This window comes from Dellaglioa sp. CoH-56-MRSF-12 (genome assembly GCF_056782075.1).
In genome coordinates, this window is sequence record NZ_JBXAYD010000005.1 from 54257 (window position 1) to 74246 (window position 19990).

Below are 19990 nucleotides of genomic sequence, written 5' to 3' on the forward strand. Positions count from 1 at the left end.
ACTATGTAGAGAGAATACGGAGGATAGATAACTAATGAAAATGACCGTTGAACAATTCATGTCCGCTATTGAGTTAGAGGCGTACACAAAGATTTTTTATACTGCCACACCAGAAGATGTCCAAGCGATTGGTGTACCAGAATTATTCGCTAAGTGTTATGCTGATTTAGAAAACAATGTACGGGATGGTAAGCTTGTAGAAGTTCAATTGATGATTGAATATCCTGAAGGTACCGCAATTTTTACACTTGAAGCAAATATCCTTAATTTACCATACAAATATTATAAAAAGTTACCCAGCTTCTTTAATGAAGTAACAGATGAAGCAGAAGTTAATGTCTATCTGATTGTTGAGTCACCAATTCTGAACGCATCTAAATTAAGAATCGATGAAATTACATCTGTGACTAATTATTTAGAAAACCCCAGTGATCATAATATGACAAGCACAACTATGATTGCTGAAAAGATAGCTTTCCTTGAAAATCCACCTATTATTGAAGAAAAAGAACCAGTTGTCGTTGAAAAGAAAAAGAAAGCTCCAGCTAAGAAAAAACCAGCTGTTAAAAAGAAACCAGCAGTTAAAAAGACGACGGCTACAAAAAAAGCGACAACAAAGAAAAAAACGACAACTGTAAAGGCGGCAGCCAAGAAAAAGCCCGTGGCCAAAAAGGTACCCGCTAAAAAGAAACCGGCTGTAAAGAAAGTAACTACTAAGAAAAAAGCACCAGCCAAGAAAACTAAATAAAAAAACGCCGATATTATCGGCGTTTTTTTGTCTAATTATTTAATGAAGAAATAGTAAACGAGTAGCAAGGCACCTAAAATAATACGGTACCAACCAAATGGTTTGAAATCTTTCGACTTGATGTAACCCATCAAGAATTTGATTGCAACAATTGAAACTAAGAATGCGACTACACAACCAAGTAATAAGACGGCTGTTTGATCACCGGTAAAGCTATAACCATTATGGAAGTATTTAACTAATTTGAGTAGACTGGCACCGAACATAACTGGAATTGATAAGAAAAATGAAAATTCAGCAGCAATGAATCGAGAAGTCCCTAATAAAATGGCACCTAAAATAGTTGCACCAGAACGTGATGTTCCGGGAATTAAAGCAAGAACTTGGAAAACACCGATTAGTAACGCTGTTTTGTAAGTAACTTGATTGAATGATGTAATAGAAGGAACAGCATCGGCTTTTTTGTTTTCAATAATAATGAATAAAACACCATAAATAATTAACATTAAGGCAACAACTGGGAAATTATATAATTTCGCATTTAACCAGTCATCAGCAACTAACCCAATCACAGCAGCTGGAAGTACAGCTACAATGACTTTACTCCATAGAGACCACGTATCTCTTTTTTCTAATTGCGATTTTTTTGGAGAAAAAGGATTTAATTTATGGAAATACAACACACAAACTGCTAGGATAGCGCCCAGTTGGATAACAACGAAGAACATTTCCATGAAAGCAGCATTTTCTTTTAGTTGTAAAAATTCGTCAACTAAAATCATATGTCCCGTTGAACTAATAGGAAGCCATTCTGTAATTCCTTCGACAACTCCCAAAATAATAACTTTTAACATAACAATAATATTCATACAAATAGATTCCTTCCAAAATTTTATTTAACTGCTCTAGTATACCTAATATGAAAATTAAAAACCATAAAATTAAATAAACCTTATGCTTTTAGGCATAAGGTTTATTTGTGAATATAAGATTTTAGTTAAGATTAATTTTATAGGGCTTTTTTGTTACCGCGACGTGCAATTGCAGGGAGGATTAAACCTAATGCAACTAAGACAAGTGGTGTGACAATATTAAGTGTTAATTGGAACAAGTAGTTAGAAGGGCTATCTGAGTAGTTTAATTTAGGAACAACTCCTAGGATACAAGCGAATGCAGTGAATAAGAAACACCAAGCACCAACAATGTAACCAACGACAGGATTCTTAACAAACTTGTAACCGGCTTTGAAATTCTTCAATTGTTTGTTTAATAGCATGTAAGCGAAGAATACCCAGAGATAACGCATAGGCATGACAACCGCATTTAGGTTCAATAACCATTTGTATAATGCGTTCATGTTACCAATCCCGATTGCAGGAATGATAATTAAAATACTAACTAAAACACCAGTCATGGCATAACCATTAACGGGAGTTCCTTTTTTATTAAGTTTTGACAAGCTTTTAGGAATGAAGTTTGGATCAGCATCACCTAAAAGAATTTTTAATGGTGCATCAATTGAGAAAGCAAGCGCTGAAATTTGAGCCATCGCATTGGCAATTGCGTATAGAATCATGAATAAATTACCTACGTGATAGAAACTACCAAGACGTAAGAAACCTTCGTAAGGACCATTTGTGATTAAATCATCAGGGATGTTAGTTCCGTTAAATAAGAATCCCATAGCGAACGAACCTAAAATAGCACAGATGGCAACCATTGCGGCCAATGCTAACATTCCTTTTGGAAATTCTTTAGCTGAGTTTTTTGTTTTATTAACATAGGGAGAAATCTTTTCAGCACCACCAACAGCGAAAACTAACATTGAAATCGTTGTGAAGTAGGCGAAGTTAAAGTTAGGTAGATATGATTTAATGGCACCCATATCAGGTGTTTGAATTTTAGCATGCGTCATGAATGGCGCTGAAACTGCCAACAAGATGAATAATAATGACATAACGAACATTGCTGTTCCGGCAACACTACCAATTCGACTTAAAGTAGCAAGTCCCTTTGAGGCAATCCATAAGAAGAAAATGAAAATGACTAAGCCCATAAGTGAAACGGTCATAGCAGAAGTTTCATTAACGAAATTTCCGTTACCTTTGAATAACCAACTAAAGGCAATTAAAATACCTTGTGGTTTTTGTGCTAGGTAAGGAATATGTACGACCCAATAAGTCCAAGCTGCATAGTAGGCAAGTCTCTTGGTTGAAGTTTCTTTCACCCATGAAGACACACCACCGCTGGCATCTTTAAATGTTGAGCCTAATTGACCAACAATTAAAGTATAAGGAACAAAGTAAAAAATCATGATTAAAATCCAAGATGTAATAACAGTGAGTCCTTGGTTAGCAAAGTTGTTAAAGACATTTGCAAGTCCCCAAACGGAAACGAATGCAATTAAAGCAACGTTATACCAACGTAATGTTTTTTCTGATTCTAGCAAAATAATAGCCTCCATATGGATAAAATATTTTATGATACTGGTGCAGTGATAGCTATGGTTAAGTATAAAGAAAAATGAAATAAAGTACAATCAAATTTTGTGATACATACTATAAGAAGTAAATATAATTATGATTAAAATGTCAAAAAAACACATCTAGGTCGCAAATGTTGAATGTTGTCTACCGAATATAGATGATATTATAACGGTAATTGGTTAACGACATAAACTAAAAAGAGAATCCTGGGGGATTATTATGAAACCAAAAAATAGAATTGTGATAGGTAGTTTGTGTGCGATGATGTTGTTCGGGGGAACAGCGTTGAATGAAACTATATCAGCAAGTGAACAAGAAGAAGCAACTAGTTCAAGTATTGCGACTATAAAAGAGCAAACTTTAGAAAATGTATTAAGTGAATCAACAGAATCAAATAAGGCAGATTCTAGTAGCTCAAGTAGTAGTGTATCTGATGAAAAAATAGATTCAGAAGTTGATACGACAAATGCAACAAGTTCAGAATCAGCGTCGTCTACACTATCTAGTGAAAAACTAGATAGTCAAAAAGACGAAAAGAAACAAGTAGAACAGGCTAAAAAACAAAGTAGCACAACACGTACGTTATTTGATGATTATAAAAATGCAGAGATTGTAGGGATGTTTCTGGGTGGAAGTAAAAAAACGATTAGCATTGACGATGTACTTAGCAAAGAATCAACAATAATGCCTGCAGATGCAGCGTTAGCTGACCTATTTTATAGTCAGGATGATGCGGGTAATGGAAATAGCGTTGATGGCTCAGGAACACCAGAAGGATCACCTGGGTACTATCCTGCCGTATCTTTAGATAACTACGTATTCAATGTGCAAGTAACCAAACCAGATAGTACGGCAACAATTTACGCACCTTTTCATCCAACATCGTATGATCCAATAGAAACACTCATGCAAGCACCAGTTACAATTAAAAATTCTGATCTAGCAATTGGGGAAAATAAAGTTGAGCTTACAGCTACAAGAGTAATAGGTGGGGGAACTAGTTTTCCAACTAAGGGAACTATCATTGTAACCATACCAAATCCTAAGATTAAAGTAGATGCAATTGCAGGCGATAAATTAGACAGTACGACTAATACGGATATCCCAGTAGTTGATGTCGCAAGTACTGAGTACCCAGTGAGCTACACGGTGAATAGTGATCATGCAACGACCTTAACAACTCAAATTACAGATTCTTATGGTGATGTAGCACACACCAGTCAATATAAGGAGGAGTACGATAATAGTAAAACGCTAGGTAAAGATCATACTAATACGATTAAGATGACCGACTTGACGGTTAAACAACATACAATAACCGTCACAACAACGGATGATCAAGGTAATGCGACTGTTAAAAAATTCATCCTTAATGTTAAAAAACCAACTAAAACGTTAAAAATTAATAGCATTAATAATTTAAATTATGGAGATAAAATTAAAATACCAAATGAAAAAACCAATTTAACACCATTAATTGGTCTTAATGTGGACCTTTCAGCTGTGGATGCCGGTAACTGGGTGTTGACTGTAAAATCAACAGGATTAACTGATGATCCAGATGCTTTGGTCTTTAAAAGTGATGCCAATGCTACAGAGCAAATCATTAATGATGCTGGCATAACCGTTTTATCAGGTAATGGTGTAAATGATACAGGAAAGGAGTTTAACGATGATGGAACCGGTATTTTGTTAAAGGCAGATCCATCAAAGCTTAGAGCAACTGCCTATAAAGCAGACTTGAATTGGACATTATCAAGTGTCCCAGTAAAATAACGTCAAAAAATGACACCTAACACGTAAATGTTGGTCGTTTTAAATGAAATAATTTTGGTATTATAATTTTATAGAAAAGAATAACTAAATAAGAATTAAGTAATTATGACTGTCAAAAGAAAACACTTAACCATGAAATATTGACCGTTTTTAGGTCAAATATCGACTATAGTGAGTGTATACGAAAAATGGGGGAAACAATGATGAAAAAAACTTTATTAACAACAGTAATGATTAGTGGTGTGGTATTAGGTTTCGGAACAATAAGTAAGGTATCTGCAGCAGATACTGCTACATCAAAAGATACAACGGCAAGTGCCACGTTTACAGCTGGCGGAATAGATCCAACAGATCCTAATAGTGCATCATTGTCAATTACAAATGTCACAAGTAAAGTTGATTTTGGTAAAGAAGCAATTTCTGCAGCGAATACTACATTAAATTCAAATAGTGGTATTAATGTAAGTGTTAGTGATCTTCGTGGAACATTTGTTGGTTGGAGCGTTAAGGTTAGTGGTACACCATTTATGAGTGTTGTAGATACTGTTGCTGATCCTACAGCTAAATCTGTAGAACTAGAAGGTGCTACATTGTCACTCCCTGATGGTACTGCATCGAATAATATTGGTGACGTACCTGAGGTAACAGCAACAGCTACAGGCAACGTCTTAGATGGTGGTGCAACAATTAGTGCACCTGTTGACAAAGGTGCAGGGGAAACTACAACAAGTTATGCACAAAAGGGTATTAACTTAGGGGTTGTTGGTGGTACAGCACATGCTGCTGCATACTCAACAACATTAACTTGGACATTGACTGACGCTCCTGCTTAATTAGGTTAGAGTCGGGTGAAATATTAAAAAAATTTGGGGGAAATATATTATGAAAAAAAGTTTAACAAGTTCATTATTAGCAACAACAATTTTAGGTGCAGGTTTAGCAGTATCAAGTAACGTAAATGCTGCAGATACTGTCTTACCAGATAGTGCAACAACTGACGGTTCAGTAACATTTACACCAGGTACAGATCCAACAGACCCAGTTGACCCAACAGACCCAGTTGACCCAACAGATCCTGGTGATGGTGGTGGCGGTGAAACAGGACATGCTGGTCCTTTAGCAATTGTATATGCAACAAAGGCTGTAACATTTGGGATTCCAAAAGATGATGGAACTGGTTCTGTTAGCACTACTGTACCTGTTTCAGCAAGTAAACAAGACCTTAAAGGTAGTAACTTTATTTCTCTTCAAGTTGCCGATACTCGAGGAACAGATGCTGGTTGGACATTATCAGTTAAAGCAGATCAATTCAAAAGTACAAAGTCTGGCGAATTAGCTGGAGCTGTCTTAGCTTTAGGTAAAGGTGATAATACCTTAATTGGTACCGGTGCTACACCAACACCTGCATCAGCTGCTGCAGTTGCAGCGGTTACTGATGGTGGAACTGTCTTATCAGCTAAAACAGGCGAAGGTGCTGGTTTAAATGCAGATAAGATTCGTGCAGACAACATGACTTTGACAATTCCTGCAGGTTCAGCTAAAGCTGATACTTATGCAACAACGTTAAACTGGAGTCTTTCAGACGTACCAGCTGTTTAAATTAAATAACAAATTCGGGGGAAATAAATTATGAAAAACGTATTAACAAGTGCATTATTATCAGCAACAATCTTAGGTGCAGGCTTAGCAGTATCAGGTAGCGTAAACGCTGCTGATATGACACCTGCAACAACAACAACTGGTGTTCAATTTAAAGCTGGCGATGAAGGACAAGTTATCCCTCCAGTTGACCCAACAGATCCAACAAAACCAACAGAACCTGGGGATAACGGTAATACTGGTAACAGTGGTAATCTTGCTATTATCTATGCTACTAAAGCAATTAGTTTTGGTACTGAAAATGAAATTACGGCAAATACGGTTAACTTAACGTCTGATACAGATGTTGCAGTTGAAGTTGGTGATGTTCGTGGAACAAATGCTGGTTGGACTTTATCAGTAAGTTCTAAGCAATTAGCTAACGCTGATGAATCAGAAAAACTTGGCGGCGCTGCAATTAGTTTAGGCGCAGGTGCTGTTTCAGTTGGTAATGGTTCTACAGCTAACCATGCAGTGTCATCAGCAATTGCTGATACAACAACTTCTGGGGTTGTTCTTGGTGCTACAGCAGACGCTGGTGCAGGTATTAACGTTGATAACATTAAAAAAGAAAATGTTAAATTAACAATTCCAGCTGGCGTTGCTAAAGCAGATATCGCGTATGCTTCAACGTTAACATGGACTTTATCAGATACACCAGCTGTTTAATTATTTACAATAAAAAAGATAGAATTATGGGGGATTAGATTATGAAAAAAGGTTTAACAAGTGCATTATTAGCAGCAACAATTTTAGGTGCAGGTTTAGCAGTTTCAAGTCATGTAAATGCAGCAACACTTGCTCAAGGTGCATCAACTGATGCTAGTGTTTCGTTTAAGGCTGGCGATGAAGGACAAGTAATCCCTCCAGTTAACCCAACAAACCCAACAGACCCAACAGATCCTGGTGATGGTGGTGGAACTGGTAATAGTGGTAACCTTGCTATTGTCTACGCTACAAAAACAGTAGACTTTGGTTCAGATATTGAAATTCCTACAAAAGCATTGACTGTTAAATCAGCAAAAGATCTTGCTATTGAAGTTGGGGATGTTCGTGGAACAAATGCTGGTTGGGCACTTTCTGTTCAAGCTGACCAATTTAAGAGTGGTAGTGATGAATTAACTGGTGCTGTTCTTTCAACAGGCAAAGGTAAAGTAGTTGTTGCTGAAGCAACAACTGGAACAACTACAGCTGTTTCAAATGCTGTTACAGATTTAACAACAGCTGGCGTTGCTTTAAATGCTGTTAAAGATACTGGTAGTGGTGTTACTGTTGATACACTTGCAGCTGGAGACATTTCATTAACTGTCCCTGCTGGTGTTGCTAAAGCAGAAGCTTACTCAACAAAAATGAACTGGACACTTTCTGACGTACCTGCTTAAATAAGTTGTTTAAAAAGCATTATATGGTGGCAATCACTATATAATGCTTTTTAACAAGAATCTTTAAAGTATTCCTTGGGGGAGGTTAGTCTCATGAAGAAAAAGATTATGATTATAGCAATGTTACTTTTGGGAGTTGTCATGCTGAATACTAATCAAATGGTTAGTGCGGCAACAACCGAAGCCGGTTCTACGAATGTGACTATCGGTTTTAAAGAGAATACCAAAGTGACACAACCAACTAGTGTACCTGAAAGAAAAACGACTGTTAATCCTGAAAAAGACATAAAAGGCTCAGTATCATCTGTAGGTGGTATTTTACCACAGACAAATGAAGAAAAATCTGTGATGGTTGTCTTAGTAGGATTCGTTCTAATATTAGGAGCACTACTATTATTCTTTATTAAAAAGGATAAAAAAGAAAATAAAGGTTAAAGAAAAGATAAATCAGAATAATCTGATTTATCTTTTTTATTATCTTCTAACTAAAAAAGGTCTTAAGTATTTGTGAATAAATATGTTAAAATTTATAAATAGCGTTTTAAGTAAACATTTAGGAGTGAATTATTTTGGATAATCAAGTTGTTGAAGGACAAACCATTTCATTTGATGATATTAGATATGGATTAACTTACCATAATTGTACGATTGAGGCTTCTTTTGAGACAGTACGAGTTGATTCAGTCACTTTTGATCATTGTACCTTTGAACAAACTGACTTTGTGCGTAGCGAATGGTTAGATACTGTAATTGATCATTGTGAGTTTTTGAACGCAGAATTTAATGAAAGTTATTTTTTTAGAACTGAAATTAAAAGCTGTCGGATGATGGGGTGTGACTTTTCTAATCGTACTGTTTTTAAAGAAACGACATTTAGAGATTGTCAGTTAAGCTATTCTAATTTTAGTGTCGCTAATTTCCAAGAAGTTGAATTTAGACGTTGTGATTTAAAAGAAACCAGTTTTCAAGCGGTTGAAATCAAGAAGAAATTAACATTCCCTGAAAGTAATATTGAAGGTTGCGATTTTATTGAGACCAACATGAAGTCTGTGGATTTCTCTGAGAGTGAATTTGAAACAGTTATACTGGATCCTAAGCTGGTTCGTGGATTAACGATTAATGCTTACCAGGCAACAATTTTAGTTGCTTTATTAGGTATTAAATTGAAGTGAGCTTACAATATTGTAAGCTTACTTTTTTATTTAATGATACATTATAGCTGACGAATACTGGTATACCAATTGGCATACAGGATTAAATAACTATTACCTGAAAAGGACCCTAAAACCATCAAATAATGAGCGTTTATAAGAAATTTATGGATAATATTAATTCTATTTAAGCGTATACTATAAGTAATAAAGATAGAGAATGGGGTGCGGGTTATGGGGATTAATCATAAAAAAATAAATTTATTAGTGTTTGTTTTAGCGGCGACTTTCTTAGCTACTTTTTCAAGTGTGTCGGCAGAAACAGATTATAATTATGCAATACAGACCGCGCCAAGTGGGATCACTTTGAATGGTATATTTCAACGCGGAACTGGGGCTGGTGTATCTGAAGTTAGTAAAACAGTTAATTTAACGTCTGGAAATGTCATAACAACGGATGCAAATGCTGCTACAAAATCGGTCGTAACAATTACTGATAATAAAGATCAAAAGGCAGCTGTTTGGTCAACTGATGGTAATACATTCGATTTGAACAAAGATTCAACAGCGTCAATGTGGGTATATCTTGGTAATGGAGGCGCTGCAGCCGGAGATGGTATGGCATTAGTATTACAAAATGATGCTAAAGGAAATGCAGCTATTTCAACTGGTAGTGGTGAAACATTAGGTGTTTGGGCTAATGATATACTACCTGAGGGTATTTTTGGAACAACATCAGGTTATAGTGATGTTTCGAAACTAGTTAAAACAGGGATACAAAACAGTTGGGCGTTAGAGTTCGATACCTTTAATAATGGGGGTCAAACTTCCGGGAATAGCTTTGATTATACTGCTGTCACAGGTAATCACATAGCTAGTGGTTATCCTGCAGATACTAATAGTTATACACGGGATAGTAAAGACTCGGGTTTTTTTCCAATACACACCGCCTATTTTTACTATCAAAATCACCTTGGGTTAATTGATTACGGAGCAAATCTATCTAACGCGTTATGGCATCATTTGACGTTGAAATATTCTGCTGGAACGAGTACAACAGGCTCTATGACTTACACAATTGATGATAAAAATCCAAAAACAAATGTTATGACAACAGGTAAGAGCGCGACTGTGTCAATTGATAAGGCTAAATTCAATTCGAATGGCGCAGTTCGTTGGGGATTTACTGGATCAACGGGTGGTAGTTATGAAACTAACTTGATAATGTTTGAAAAAGTTCCAGGTTTAGTTGATGCAACTGCAACTCAGACAGTAACAGATACAACTCAAAAAAATAAAGATGTTACTAATGATGGTCTAGTACACTCTGGAGATTCATTAGATTTTGTAACAAATTTAAAATATTTAGGTGGTAAACAAGATTGGAAAACAATTAGTGCTGGCTTGAAGGTTCCCAATAATGTGACGTTAAAAACGGGAACAATTACTTATTCAGGGGCAGCAACGGACTCAGAAACCATTGATTTAACAAAGATGTCAAATGGGGCAATTGTTAAGGTCCTTAAGAATGATTTATCAACAGCTAAGTATTCAAGTGCAAAAGTAACACTTACAGGAACTGCTGACAAAGTTGCAGCCGATACAGTTGTTAATAGTCCAGTAAGTGAATTTTCTGGATCTAATGCGGTTATCCAATCAAATGCAGCCAAATTCACAATTGGAGGCACACGAACATTAACGATATCAGGAATTAATGACATCAAGGTTAATCAAAATGAAGCAGCAACTATTGCCGGAACAGTAGTTTCAAGTCTTGGGGGAACTTTCCCAGCAGGAACGACAACTGCAGCAATTAAAGTCAATGGTAGTTACTCAGTATCAGCTAACGTCGGAACAGACGGTAAATTTAGTGTTAGCGTTCCAAGTAGTCAATTAAAGGTTGGTAAAAACCCATATACTGTGATGGCAACTGATCAATATGGGAACCAAACAACGTCATATACGGCTGATATTATTGTGAACTCTAATAAACCAACGTTTACTTTAGATGATAGTGGTACAACAGTGAATGCGCCTTATTCTTTGAGTTACCATGAGTCTGATGATAGTGCAACCATTAAAACGTACTATCAAGAAGGGTCAAATGCACCTGTTTTAATGGAAACATATGATAACGTAAAAGCTGGTCAGGACCATTCTGGAACTTACAAATTACCAGATAACTTAGCAATTGGTAGTCATGTTTTAACTGTTTATGCTGTCGATACAGACGGTAATAAATCTGACGTGAAAACTATTACTGTCGTTGTTTCAGGTAAAATGGGACTAACAACTAACGGTAGTTTAAATTTTGGGACAACTAAAATTCCAGGAAAAACGACAATATTACCTCGTCAAACTGATTTTTCTGTAGCATTAGAAACATCATTACCTGGGACTTGGCAGTTGTCAGTTTCAGCAAGTGATCTTACTTCAGATAGTAATACAATTAAAGATGCGATTGTGTATCGAGCAACAGCCGGAGATAAGGCTCAAGTTTTAGGTTCGGCAAGTCTTGAAATTTTGTCAGGAACATCAACGACAAAAACGACAACCGTACCATGGGACAAAGATGCGGGTGTTTTGGTTAAAGCAGATCCAAGTGAAATCCATCGCGGTTCATATACAGCCCAGGTAAAATGGGTATTAAGTAACACACCACCTGCATAAAAAATAAAGGAGAGACACTAAACTTTTTAGTGTCTCTCCTTTATTTTTAAATTTCTTTCGTTAAAGCAATGATTTTATTCACGGTATCATCTAAAAATTGAATTGTTTGATTGAGAGGTTCATCCGTAGTGATATCAACGCCTGCAACTTTAGCTGCTTCAATTGGGGCTAATTCGCCACCTAATTTTAAGAAGGCAAGCCAAGCTTCTGTCGTATTTTCTGGATCTTTCAATAAGTTCAAGTGTGCTTGTGTTGAAATGGCAAGACCTGCTGAATATGTGTATGAATAGAGGCCCATGTAATAGTGTGATTGGCGCATCCAAGTTAGTTCAGCACCGTCATTTATTTCAACATCTGGTCCCCAGAATGCTTCAAGGACATGACGTTTAATTTCACTTAATTGATCACCATCAAATCCTTGTCCAGCGTCAATGAGTTGATAAACTTCACGTTGGTAAGCTGCTTCAAGTAAATGGGTCACAAAGTTATGGAAATAAGTATTCGTTAACATTTTTGAATAAGCAAAACGTTTTAAGCGAGGTTCACTTGATTGATTTTCAATTGAACTTGTTAGTAATAGTTCATTGAATGTAGAAGGCGCTTCAACCAAATAAGTAGAAGGTTCACTACCCAAAATTGATTGGTTATCCTGTGTTAAAATGGCTTGCCCTGCATGACCGAGCTCATGAATTAAAGTATAGACATCGGCTAATTCGTTCGTCCATGACATTAAAATATAAGGATGTTTGCCATAAGGAGTTGTTTCAAAGCCACCCGTTTCCTTACCAATATTTTGTGGAAAATCAACCCAACGTTCTGGGAATGAACGAGCAACCATGGCTTGATAGTCAGATCCAAGTGGCGCAACTGCATCGTTGACATATTTCTTAGCTTCTTCAATTGAAACTTCTGGTGCGAAATCAGGATCTAAATCGATTTGTAAATCAGCAAAGGTCATTTTATCTAAACCGCGAACTTCTTTGACATGTGCAGCGTATTTTTGCATAACAGGTGCTAATTTAGTCATGATTGTATCAATTTGACGATTGAATAATGAACGGTCAACTTCTTGTTCTGCTAATAAGTAATCAAAAACTGAATGATAGCCACGTAAAGTAGCAATTCTTTTCTCCATAGATACTTGATTATAATAGTTAGCCGCAATTGTATGCTTATAATGATTTAATGTTGTTGAGAAGCTTTTAAATGCTGCATGACGAATAGCTGCGTCTGGATTGTATTGGTACGTATTTTCATATAAAACAAATGACATTGGATATGTCACACCATTTACTTCAAAATCAGAAAAGTCCATATCAGCTGCTCGAGTTTGACCGTAAACTGATTCTGGTGCAGAAAAATTAGGTTGGAAGGTCGCAAGGACTTGTTCAACCTCAGGACTTAACTGGAATTCTTTTTGTTTCTTTAATTGACGAATATAAGCTTTTAATTTTGGATTTGTTGCAACAACGTCGTCCAATAATTTAACTGGATTTTCTAGTAATTCAATATCAAAGAAAACCAGTTTTGTCGTAATTTCGGCAGAAAGTGCTTCAAAATCGCGCATTAACTGATTGGCTGTTGCATCAGTAATATCAACTGCTTGCTGTAAAAATGCATAATGTTCAATATGTGATAAGCGAGTGTAAATATCTTCCAAGTCATTGAAGGCGGTACTAATTGGAGCTAGTTCTCCTAAATGGCTATGGTAAGTAGAAACAAAGGTTTGAACGAGGTCACGAACTAAATCGATATCCGTCTGGAATGCAAGATCATTTGGATAAATGGCTGTTAAATCCCATGTTAGTGCTTCAGGTACTTCATTTCTATTAACTAGTTGGTGAGTTTTTGTCATAATCGTAACCTCCTAATGTTTGTATGGTTAGTATTGTATCATTATATAGAATTAAATGAGTAAAAAAGGATTATAATATAATTTTTTGATAATCTTCGATTAGTACAAGTCAAATTAGTGGTTTAATGCATGGTTATTTGAGATTATGAATTAAATAAAAGGAGGTAGAATAAATGAAAAAAATAATTGTATTAATTATCGCTATTCTATTAGTTGGCGGCGGGTACTTATACTATAGGACTAATTACTCAACTCAGGATTACTACACACAGATAACAGAAACAGGTAAAAAAGTGGTTAAAAAGGATCAAAATGGAAAAACGTATGCCGATTATAGCTATAATCAAATGGCTTATAATACTAAAAATGAAGCTAAGAAATTAACGTTTAATGGGAATAAAGAAAGACCGTTACGTCAAGGCGCCTATTTAAAATTAGCCTATAATGAAAAAAAAGGTGTTATTTCATGGGAAGAAGTTTCAAAAAAAGATCTACCTGTAAAATTAAAATAGAACCCAAAAAAAAAGACTGTAATGAAGAGGATAGTTATCTTCATTACAGTCTTTTGTTATTTAAAAATAACTATCTCTTAGGAATAGCTATTTTATTCGTGAGGGCATTATTTTGAGTATTTCTCGATTAAATCATCTAAGACAAGTAAGTCTTCTGCTTCGTAACGTTTACGGTAAGCAGCGATTTCTTCAGCTGAGAAATGTTTTGGATCGACAGCTAAATCTTCAACAGGGATGGCACGGTCGTCAGTGATTTTAACATCAATAACAACAGGACCTTCTGCTTTTATAGCTGTTTCAAATGCGGCAACTAATTCGTCATGTGTAGAAACTGAGATACCAAGCGTACCCATAGCGCTTCCGACTTGTGCCCAATCTGCGTCATTGAAATCAATACCATAGAATGGTTGACCTTCATCTTCTTGTTCATCTTGAATGAAACCAAAATGTTGGTTAGAGAAGACAATATTAATGACATGTTGTTTGTATTTTACTTGTGTTAATAAATCTTGAACAATCATAGCAAATGCGCCATCACCGACAAGGTTAAAGACTTGACGGTCAGGGAAGGCTGATTTAGCAGCAATTGCTGCACCCATACCATAACCCATTGTTGCAAATAAGGCAGATGTTGTGAATTTTTGTTTAGGATTCATATCTAAGTAACGTAAGCTATTCATTGTAACATTACCAACATCAACTGCGAAAATGTCATCGCCTGTGGCATGTTTGTTGATTTCTTTAAAGACAGAAGCAGGTTGAAGTGGTGTTGTTGTCTTGTCCTCAAATTTCTTGAGGTAAGTACGCCAGTTAGCCATATCTTCAATAGTTGCATCGAAGAATGGACGACTTTCAACAGGAGCACCAGCTAATTCAACAAAGCGAGCTAATGTTTTCTTAGCATCACTGAGTAAAGCGACATCAACTGCATGACGTTTACCAATTTTTGATGCATCAATATCGATTTGGATAAATTTCATATCGGGTTTTAAGACTTTTTTAGTTTGTGAGAAAGGTAAATCAGCTCCTACAAAGACAACTAAGTCAGCGGCAGCAATTGCTTCATCAGCAGGTTTTGTTGCAACTCGGTAAGTTGACCCTAAGTTAGCACGATAACTATCAGGAACAGTTCCTTTATTGATAGCTGTAATAATTACAGGCATTTTAAAATGTTCAGAGAAAGCAATTACTTCATCAGTAGCACCTTTTGTACCAATACCAGCGAATAAAACAGGTTGTTTAGCTTCTTTAATAAGTGCTAAAGCCTCTTTAATTTTTGAATCATTTGGTTCAGGTAAAATAGGTGTTGTGTAATTGTGACCTGAAGCGTAATAACTGTCAGCGTCGATATCCATCCAACCAAAGTCATTTGGAATTGTAACAACTGCTACACCTTTGTATTGGTAAGCTGTTCTGATAGCTTGATCAATTACACGAGGTAAGCTTTCTGGAGTCATAACTGTTCTATTATAGACAGAAACGTCAGCAAACATTGGATTTTCGTTCATTTCTTGGAATGAATCCATGTTCATTGCAGATGAAGCAACCTGACCGATTAAAGCAAGAACAGGAACATGGTCTTGTTGTGCGTCATATAAACCATTGAATAAATGTGTTGCCCCAGGACCTGCTGAACCAAAGACAACCCCAACTTTACCAGTTAGTTTTGCTTCAGCGGCAGCAGCAAGTGCCCCAACTTCTTCATGACGTACTTGAACGTAATTAATGTTTTCTTTTTCTGATTCAAGAGCACGCATTGTTGTATTGAATGATCCACCGGGTAACCCATAGACATTTTCAACTTTCCAATCCTGTAATACCTTTAACATTGCAATTGATGCTTTAATTTTTTCTGACATAATATAAATCCCCACTTTCATTTAAATAACAAAGTATCTTGTACCATCTATTATTACACTTTATGGTACCGTTTACAAATGAAATGTATGAATAAAATAAATTTTTTTTACGGACCTATTTTCTATATGAAATTTAATCAATATAAATAAAAAAGCATCATCAGAAGTTGCCTTCTTGATGATGCGAGTAGTGTATAGGTCATTATTTTCGAGTTGTGTTAATTGTTGAATTTGTTAATAAAGTATTGCCCGTTTCTGCTTTAACTAAATCTAAGGCAGATCTAAGTTTATCGGTAATACGTTGCTTCTCTGGTGTATCAGCGACTTCAAAAGCTTCACCGTTAATCATGGTTCCAGTTCCTTGTAGGTGATCAGATTTTGAATGGTGCGTGGCAACACGATAGCTAGTTCCTAGAGTCACTAAATCATCAAATGATAAATCTGTTTTCAATTGAGAAGACATCGTGTCTAAGAATTTTTGATTTAATAAGTTTTGTAAGTTTGTACTCTGTAAGGCAACAGACATGATAATCTGGCGTTGACGTTTTTGACGGCCATAATCACCAAGTGGATCCTCATGACGCATTCGGGCATAAGATAATGCATCTGCACCATTAACATGAGTTTTAACACCTTTTTTAAAGTGTGCACCTTGATAGGTGAACGATAGTGGTGGTGTGACATCAACGCCACCAACCGCATTAACTAATGTTTCGAGTCCGCCCATATTAATGGTTGCATAGAAATCAATAGGGACGTTCAAATATTTCTCGACTGTTTTAACAGCAGAAGCAGGACCACCATAAGCATAGGCAGAATTTAATTTACTTGGGAATTCTGATTCATAACCAGAAACCGCAACTTCTGCATCTCGGGGTAAACTGACTAACGTCATTGATTCCGTTTTAGGATTTAAAGTTGCGACAATTAAGGTATCTGTTCGACCGCCAACTTTTGCACGGCCTAACGCACCATCATCGGTTCCTAAAAGGAGAATTGAAATTGGATAGCCTGATTTTAAGACTGAAGAAACGTTTCTAGCTTTAGCGACTTTTGTCGGCGTATAAATTGAATCAGCTGCTTTTTTTGCGTTTGCGTAAGCTCTGTATGCATAAATACCGCCACCGACCAAAAGTAAGAGCAATAAAAGAAGAATTAAACGACGACGTTTTTTATTTGGTTTTTTCTTACCATTTTTTGGCAACGATGAGTGACGATTTTTACTTGGATTAGAAGTGGAATCTGCAATTGATTCCTGCTGATATAGTTCTCTACGAGTAGGCATAAATATAAAATTCCCTCCAATTAGTAATGACTAAATTATTTCTTATCAGTTCATTGTTCTTCAATTGCGTCTACCTGAGTCGTCGTATGTTTAACATTAAACCAATCAATGTAGTTACGTTTAAACTCAATAATCTTAAATTCAAAAGCATCAAACTTGATGACATCATTTAATTTAACTTTATGATTTTCGAGAATGAAACCTGCTAATGTAACACTTTCAGATGCTTTCATCGCTTTATTTTTAAATTTAAAGAAGCGTTCGAAATCATATAAAGTCGTTTTACCACTAATATTATATGAACCATCATCATTTTTGATAATGTATTCACTTGAAACGTCATCAATTTCATCTTTAACCGTTCCAAATAATTCTTCATAAATATCTTTATCCGTTACAATACCACTTGTACCACCATATTCATCAAGGACAACAACGATAGGTGTTTGTTTACTAATCATTTGGCTTAATAATGTTCTAATAGGTGTTGTTTCTGGTACTGTAATAATTGTTCTAAGTAGTTTACTAATTAAGACAGTATCATCAATCTCAGCTTGTCTAACTAAATCGTAGATATAGACGTAACCAAGAATTTTATCTTTATCATTGTTAGCAACTACTGGAAAACGGCTATAACCCTGATGTAAATAATCTTTAACGACATCGTGCACAGTATCTGTAATATCTACGACATAAAGACTTGTTCGATCGACCATAATATCTTTAGCAATTTTGTCATTTAAATCAAAGGCACGTTGCATATAGACATAATCATCTCTATCTAATTCACCACCTGAAACGGCATTTTGAGATAAAGATAAAATTTCTTTTTGAGTAAAAACTTCACTATTTTCATCAGTTGGCGTAATACCAATCATTTTAGCAACACGTGTTGCTGAGTTATTTAATAACCAAACTAATGGGTAAAAGGCAAGATGAAAGTAGCGTAATGGTGTTATAACAACCATTAAAACTTGAACGGGCATATCGATACTTAAGTTTTTAGGCACAATTTCTGTGTAAACCACTTCAACGTAAGTAAGGATTAAAACCCCGATAATTGCGCCAATGATATTTAACCCTGATTCAGAAGCAAAATGGAATAGTTTAAGCACATCTACAAGTAAAAATTCAATGGTTTTTTCACCAACCCAACCCAGAATAATACCAGCAACACTGACACCAACCTGTGTTGTTGAAAGGTATTCATTCAAATGGTTAAGCATTTTTAATGCTCTTTCTTGTTTTTTTCGATTTCCAATACCTGCTTCGATATCAGCTTCGATGGCACTTGGACGTGCTTGGACAAGTGCAAATTCTGCGGCAACGAAGAATGCTGCTGCAAATAATGTCACAAAGATAACAATCAAATTGATGATAACTGTACCGCTAGACAATTTTTGTGTCCCCCATAATTAAGTTATATTTTTAAGTTCGTATCTGTCTATTTTACCATTAAACATAAGGATTGTCGTTTAGTCTGAAGGAACAATTCAGATAATCTTAAACTTTTTACTTAGAGCATAGTAATTTAAGTGTAAATTCATTATAATAGAACTATAAAGAAAAAATACAGATTAATAACGGAGGCTATCATGTCGGGTCAATTCGCAAAAGGTCAATTAAAATTATTTGCACTTAATTCTAACGTTGAATTAGCGGAGAAGGTGGCTAAGGTTTTAAATACTAGTCTTTCTACAGCATCCGTGAAACATTTCAGTGATGGCGAAATTCAAATCAACATTGATGAAAGTATTCGTGGCGCAGATGTTTATGTTATCCAATCAATCTCAAATCCAGTAAATGAAAATTTACTGGAACTTTTGATTATGGTTGATGCGTTACGTCGTGCAAGTGCGGGTACAATTAACGTTGTAATGCCTTATTATGGTTATGCACGTTCAGATCGTAAAGCACGTTCACGTGAACCTATTACAGCTAAGTTAGTTGCAAACTTTATTCAATTAGCCGGTGTTTCTCGTGTAATTACACTTGATTTACATGCCGCTCAATTACAAGGATTCTTTAACATTCCAGTTGATCATTTAGTTTCTTTAGAAATCCAAGCTAAATACTTCATTGAAAATGGGATTACAGATGATGTTGTTGTGATTTCACCTGATCATAATAGTGTTAAAGGTGCTCGTAATATGGCTGAAAAGCTCAAAGCACAAATTGCTATTGTTGATAAACGTGGATCTGATTTTGCTGATAATATTGCAGCAACATCAATTATTGGCGATGTAAAAGGGCGTCGTTGTATCATTATTGATGATATGATTGATACAGGGACAATGATGACTGATGCAGCGCGTGCACTTAAAGCTGCTGGTGCAACAGATATTTATGCTTGTGCAACACATGCTGTGATGTCAAAAGGTGCGATTGAAGCTTTATCTGATGACAATATTAAACAAGTGATTGTAACAGATAGTATCGTTGTTCCAGAAGCTGACAAGCTCGATAAACTTGTGCGCTTATCAGTTGCCGACTTGTTTGGCCAAGCAATTGATTTAATTCATAAGAATCGCTCAGTTGATAAACTATTTACAGAAAAAGATTAAATTAAAATGAACCGCTGGTTAAATCACCTTTGTGATTTGTCCAGCGGTTTTTATGTGTTCTTAA

The 19990-nt window shown here is 35.8% G+C and carries 17 protein-coding genes; 11 read left to right on the forward strand and 6 right to left on the reverse strand.

What is annotated here, in order from left to right:
* The first annotated feature begins 34 nt into the window (after positions 1 to 34).
* Positions 35 to 748 (forward strand): hypothetical protein, encoded by a 714-nt coding sequence (locus tag AC1RPY_RS06335; protein ID WP_481761759.1) that lies wholly within the window; start codon positions 35 to 37, stop codon positions 746 to 748.
* Positions 749 to 783: 35 nt separating this feature from the next.
* On the opposite strand, the gene AC1RPY_RS06340 is transcribed toward AC1RPY_RS06335, so the two are convergent.
* Entirely contained in the window at positions 784 to 1617 is an 834-nt protein-coding gene (locus tag AC1RPY_RS06340; protein ID WP_481761758.1) for an undecaprenyl-diphosphate phosphatase, read from the reverse strand.
* 140 nt (positions 1618 to 1757) lie between these two features.
* A complete protein-coding gene (locus AC1RPY_RS06345; RefSeq protein WP_481761757.1) occupies positions 1758 to 3197 on the reverse strand; it encodes an amino acid permease in 1440 nt (479 codons plus the stop codon).
* 256 nt (positions 3198 to 3453) lie between these two features.
* Between AC1RPY_RS06345 and AC1RPY_RS06350 the strand changes: the two genes are divergently transcribed.
* The 8 genes from AC1RPY_RS06350 (at position 3454) to AC1RPY_RS06385 (ending at position 11851) form a co-directional block, all read left to right on the forward strand.
* Positions 3454 to 5010, forward strand: a complete 1557-nt coding sequence (locus AC1RPY_RS06350) for a hypothetical protein (RefSeq protein ID WP_481761756.1) — start codon at positions 3454 to 3456, stop codon at positions 5008 to 5010.
* Between the two features lie 200 nt (positions 5011 to 5210).
* Complete coding sequence (locus tag AC1RPY_RS06355; RefSeq protein ID WP_481761755.1) at positions 5211 to 5843, forward strand: WxL domain-containing protein; 633 nt, start codon at positions 5211 to 5213, stop codon at positions 5841 to 5843.
* Positions 5844 to 5892: 49 nt separating this feature from the next.
* Positions 5893 to 6609, forward strand: coding sequence for a WxL domain-containing protein (locus AC1RPY_RS06360; protein WP_481761754.1), 717 nt, complete (start codon positions 5893 to 5895; stop codon positions 6607 to 6609).
* A gap of 30 nt (positions 6610 to 6639) precedes the next feature.
* Complete coding sequence (locus AC1RPY_RS06365) at positions 6640 to 7317, forward strand: WxL domain-containing protein (protein WP_481761753.1); 678 nt, start codon at positions 6640 to 6642, stop codon at positions 7315 to 7317.
* 41 nt (positions 7318 to 7358) lie between these two features.
* Positions 7359 to 8030 carry a WxL domain-containing protein gene (locus AC1RPY_RS06370; RefSeq protein WP_481761752.1) on the forward strand — a complete coding sequence of 224 codons (672 nt, stop codon included), beginning with the start codon at positions 7359 to 7361 and terminating at the stop codon, positions 8028 to 8030.
* Between the two features lie 93 nt (positions 8031 to 8123).
* Entirely contained in the window at positions 8124 to 8465 is a 342-nt protein-coding gene (locus AC1RPY_RS06375; RefSeq protein WP_481761751.1) for an LPXTG cell wall anchor domain-containing protein, read from the forward strand.
* Positions 8466 to 8599: 134 nt separating this feature from the next.
* Entirely contained in the window at positions 8600 to 9202 is a 603-nt protein-coding gene (locus tag AC1RPY_RS06380; RefSeq protein ID WP_481761750.1) for a pentapeptide repeat-containing protein, read from the forward strand.
* A gap of 213 nt (positions 9203 to 9415) precedes the next feature.
* The gene (locus tag AC1RPY_RS06385; protein ID WP_481761749.1) at positions 9416 to 11851 is read left to right on the forward strand and encodes a hypothetical protein; all 2436 of its coding nucleotides are present in this window, start codon (positions 9416 to 9418) and stop codon (positions 11849 to 11851) included.
* Between the two features lie 46 nt (positions 11852 to 11897).
* On the opposite strand, the gene pepF is transcribed toward AC1RPY_RS06385, so the two are convergent.
* A complete protein-coding gene (gene pepF, locus AC1RPY_RS06390) occupies positions 11898 to 13706 on the reverse strand; it encodes an oligoendopeptidase F (protein WP_481761748.1) in 1809 nt (602 codons plus the stop codon).
* Between the two features lie 173 nt (positions 13707 to 13879).
* Between pepF and AC1RPY_RS06395 the strand changes: the two genes are divergently transcribed.
* Positions 13880 to 14218: a YxeA family protein gene (locus AC1RPY_RS06395; protein WP_481761747.1), complete on the forward strand. Its 339-nt coding sequence runs from the start codon at positions 13880 to 13882 to the stop codon at positions 14216 to 14218.
* A gap of 107 nt (positions 14219 to 14325) precedes the next feature.
* Here the strand turns inward: AC1RPY_RS06395 and spxB are convergent, their stop codons facing one another.
* The 3 genes from spxB to AC1RPY_RS06410 all read right to left on the reverse strand — a co-directional run bounded on the left by spxB (position 14326) and on the right by AC1RPY_RS06410 (position 18759).
* A complete protein-coding gene (gene spxB / locus AC1RPY_RS06400; protein ID WP_481761746.1) occupies positions 14326 to 16077 on the reverse strand; it encodes a pyruvate oxidase in 1752 nt (583 codons plus the stop codon).
* Between the two features lie 202 nt (positions 16078 to 16279).
* Positions 16280 to 17362 carry an LCP family glycopolymer transferase gene (locus AC1RPY_RS06405; RefSeq protein WP_481761745.1) on the reverse strand — a complete coding sequence of 361 codons (1083 nt, stop codon included), beginning with the start codon at positions 17360 to 17362 and terminating at the stop codon, positions 16280 to 16282.
* A 50-nt stretch (positions 17363 to 17412) separates the two neighbouring features.
* A complete protein-coding gene (locus tag AC1RPY_RS06410) occupies positions 17413 to 18759 on the reverse strand; it encodes a hemolysin family protein (protein WP_481761744.1) in 1347 nt (448 codons plus the stop codon).
* A gap of 198 nt (positions 18760 to 18957) precedes the next feature.
* Here AC1RPY_RS06410 and AC1RPY_RS06415 point away from each other — a divergent pair, with 198 nt between their 5' ends.
* Positions 18958 to 19926, forward strand: a complete 969-nt coding sequence (locus AC1RPY_RS06415) for a ribose-phosphate diphosphokinase (RefSeq protein WP_481761743.1) — start codon at positions 18958 to 18960, stop codon at positions 19924 to 19926.
* The last annotated feature ends 64 nt before the right edge of the window (positions 19927 to 19990 follow it).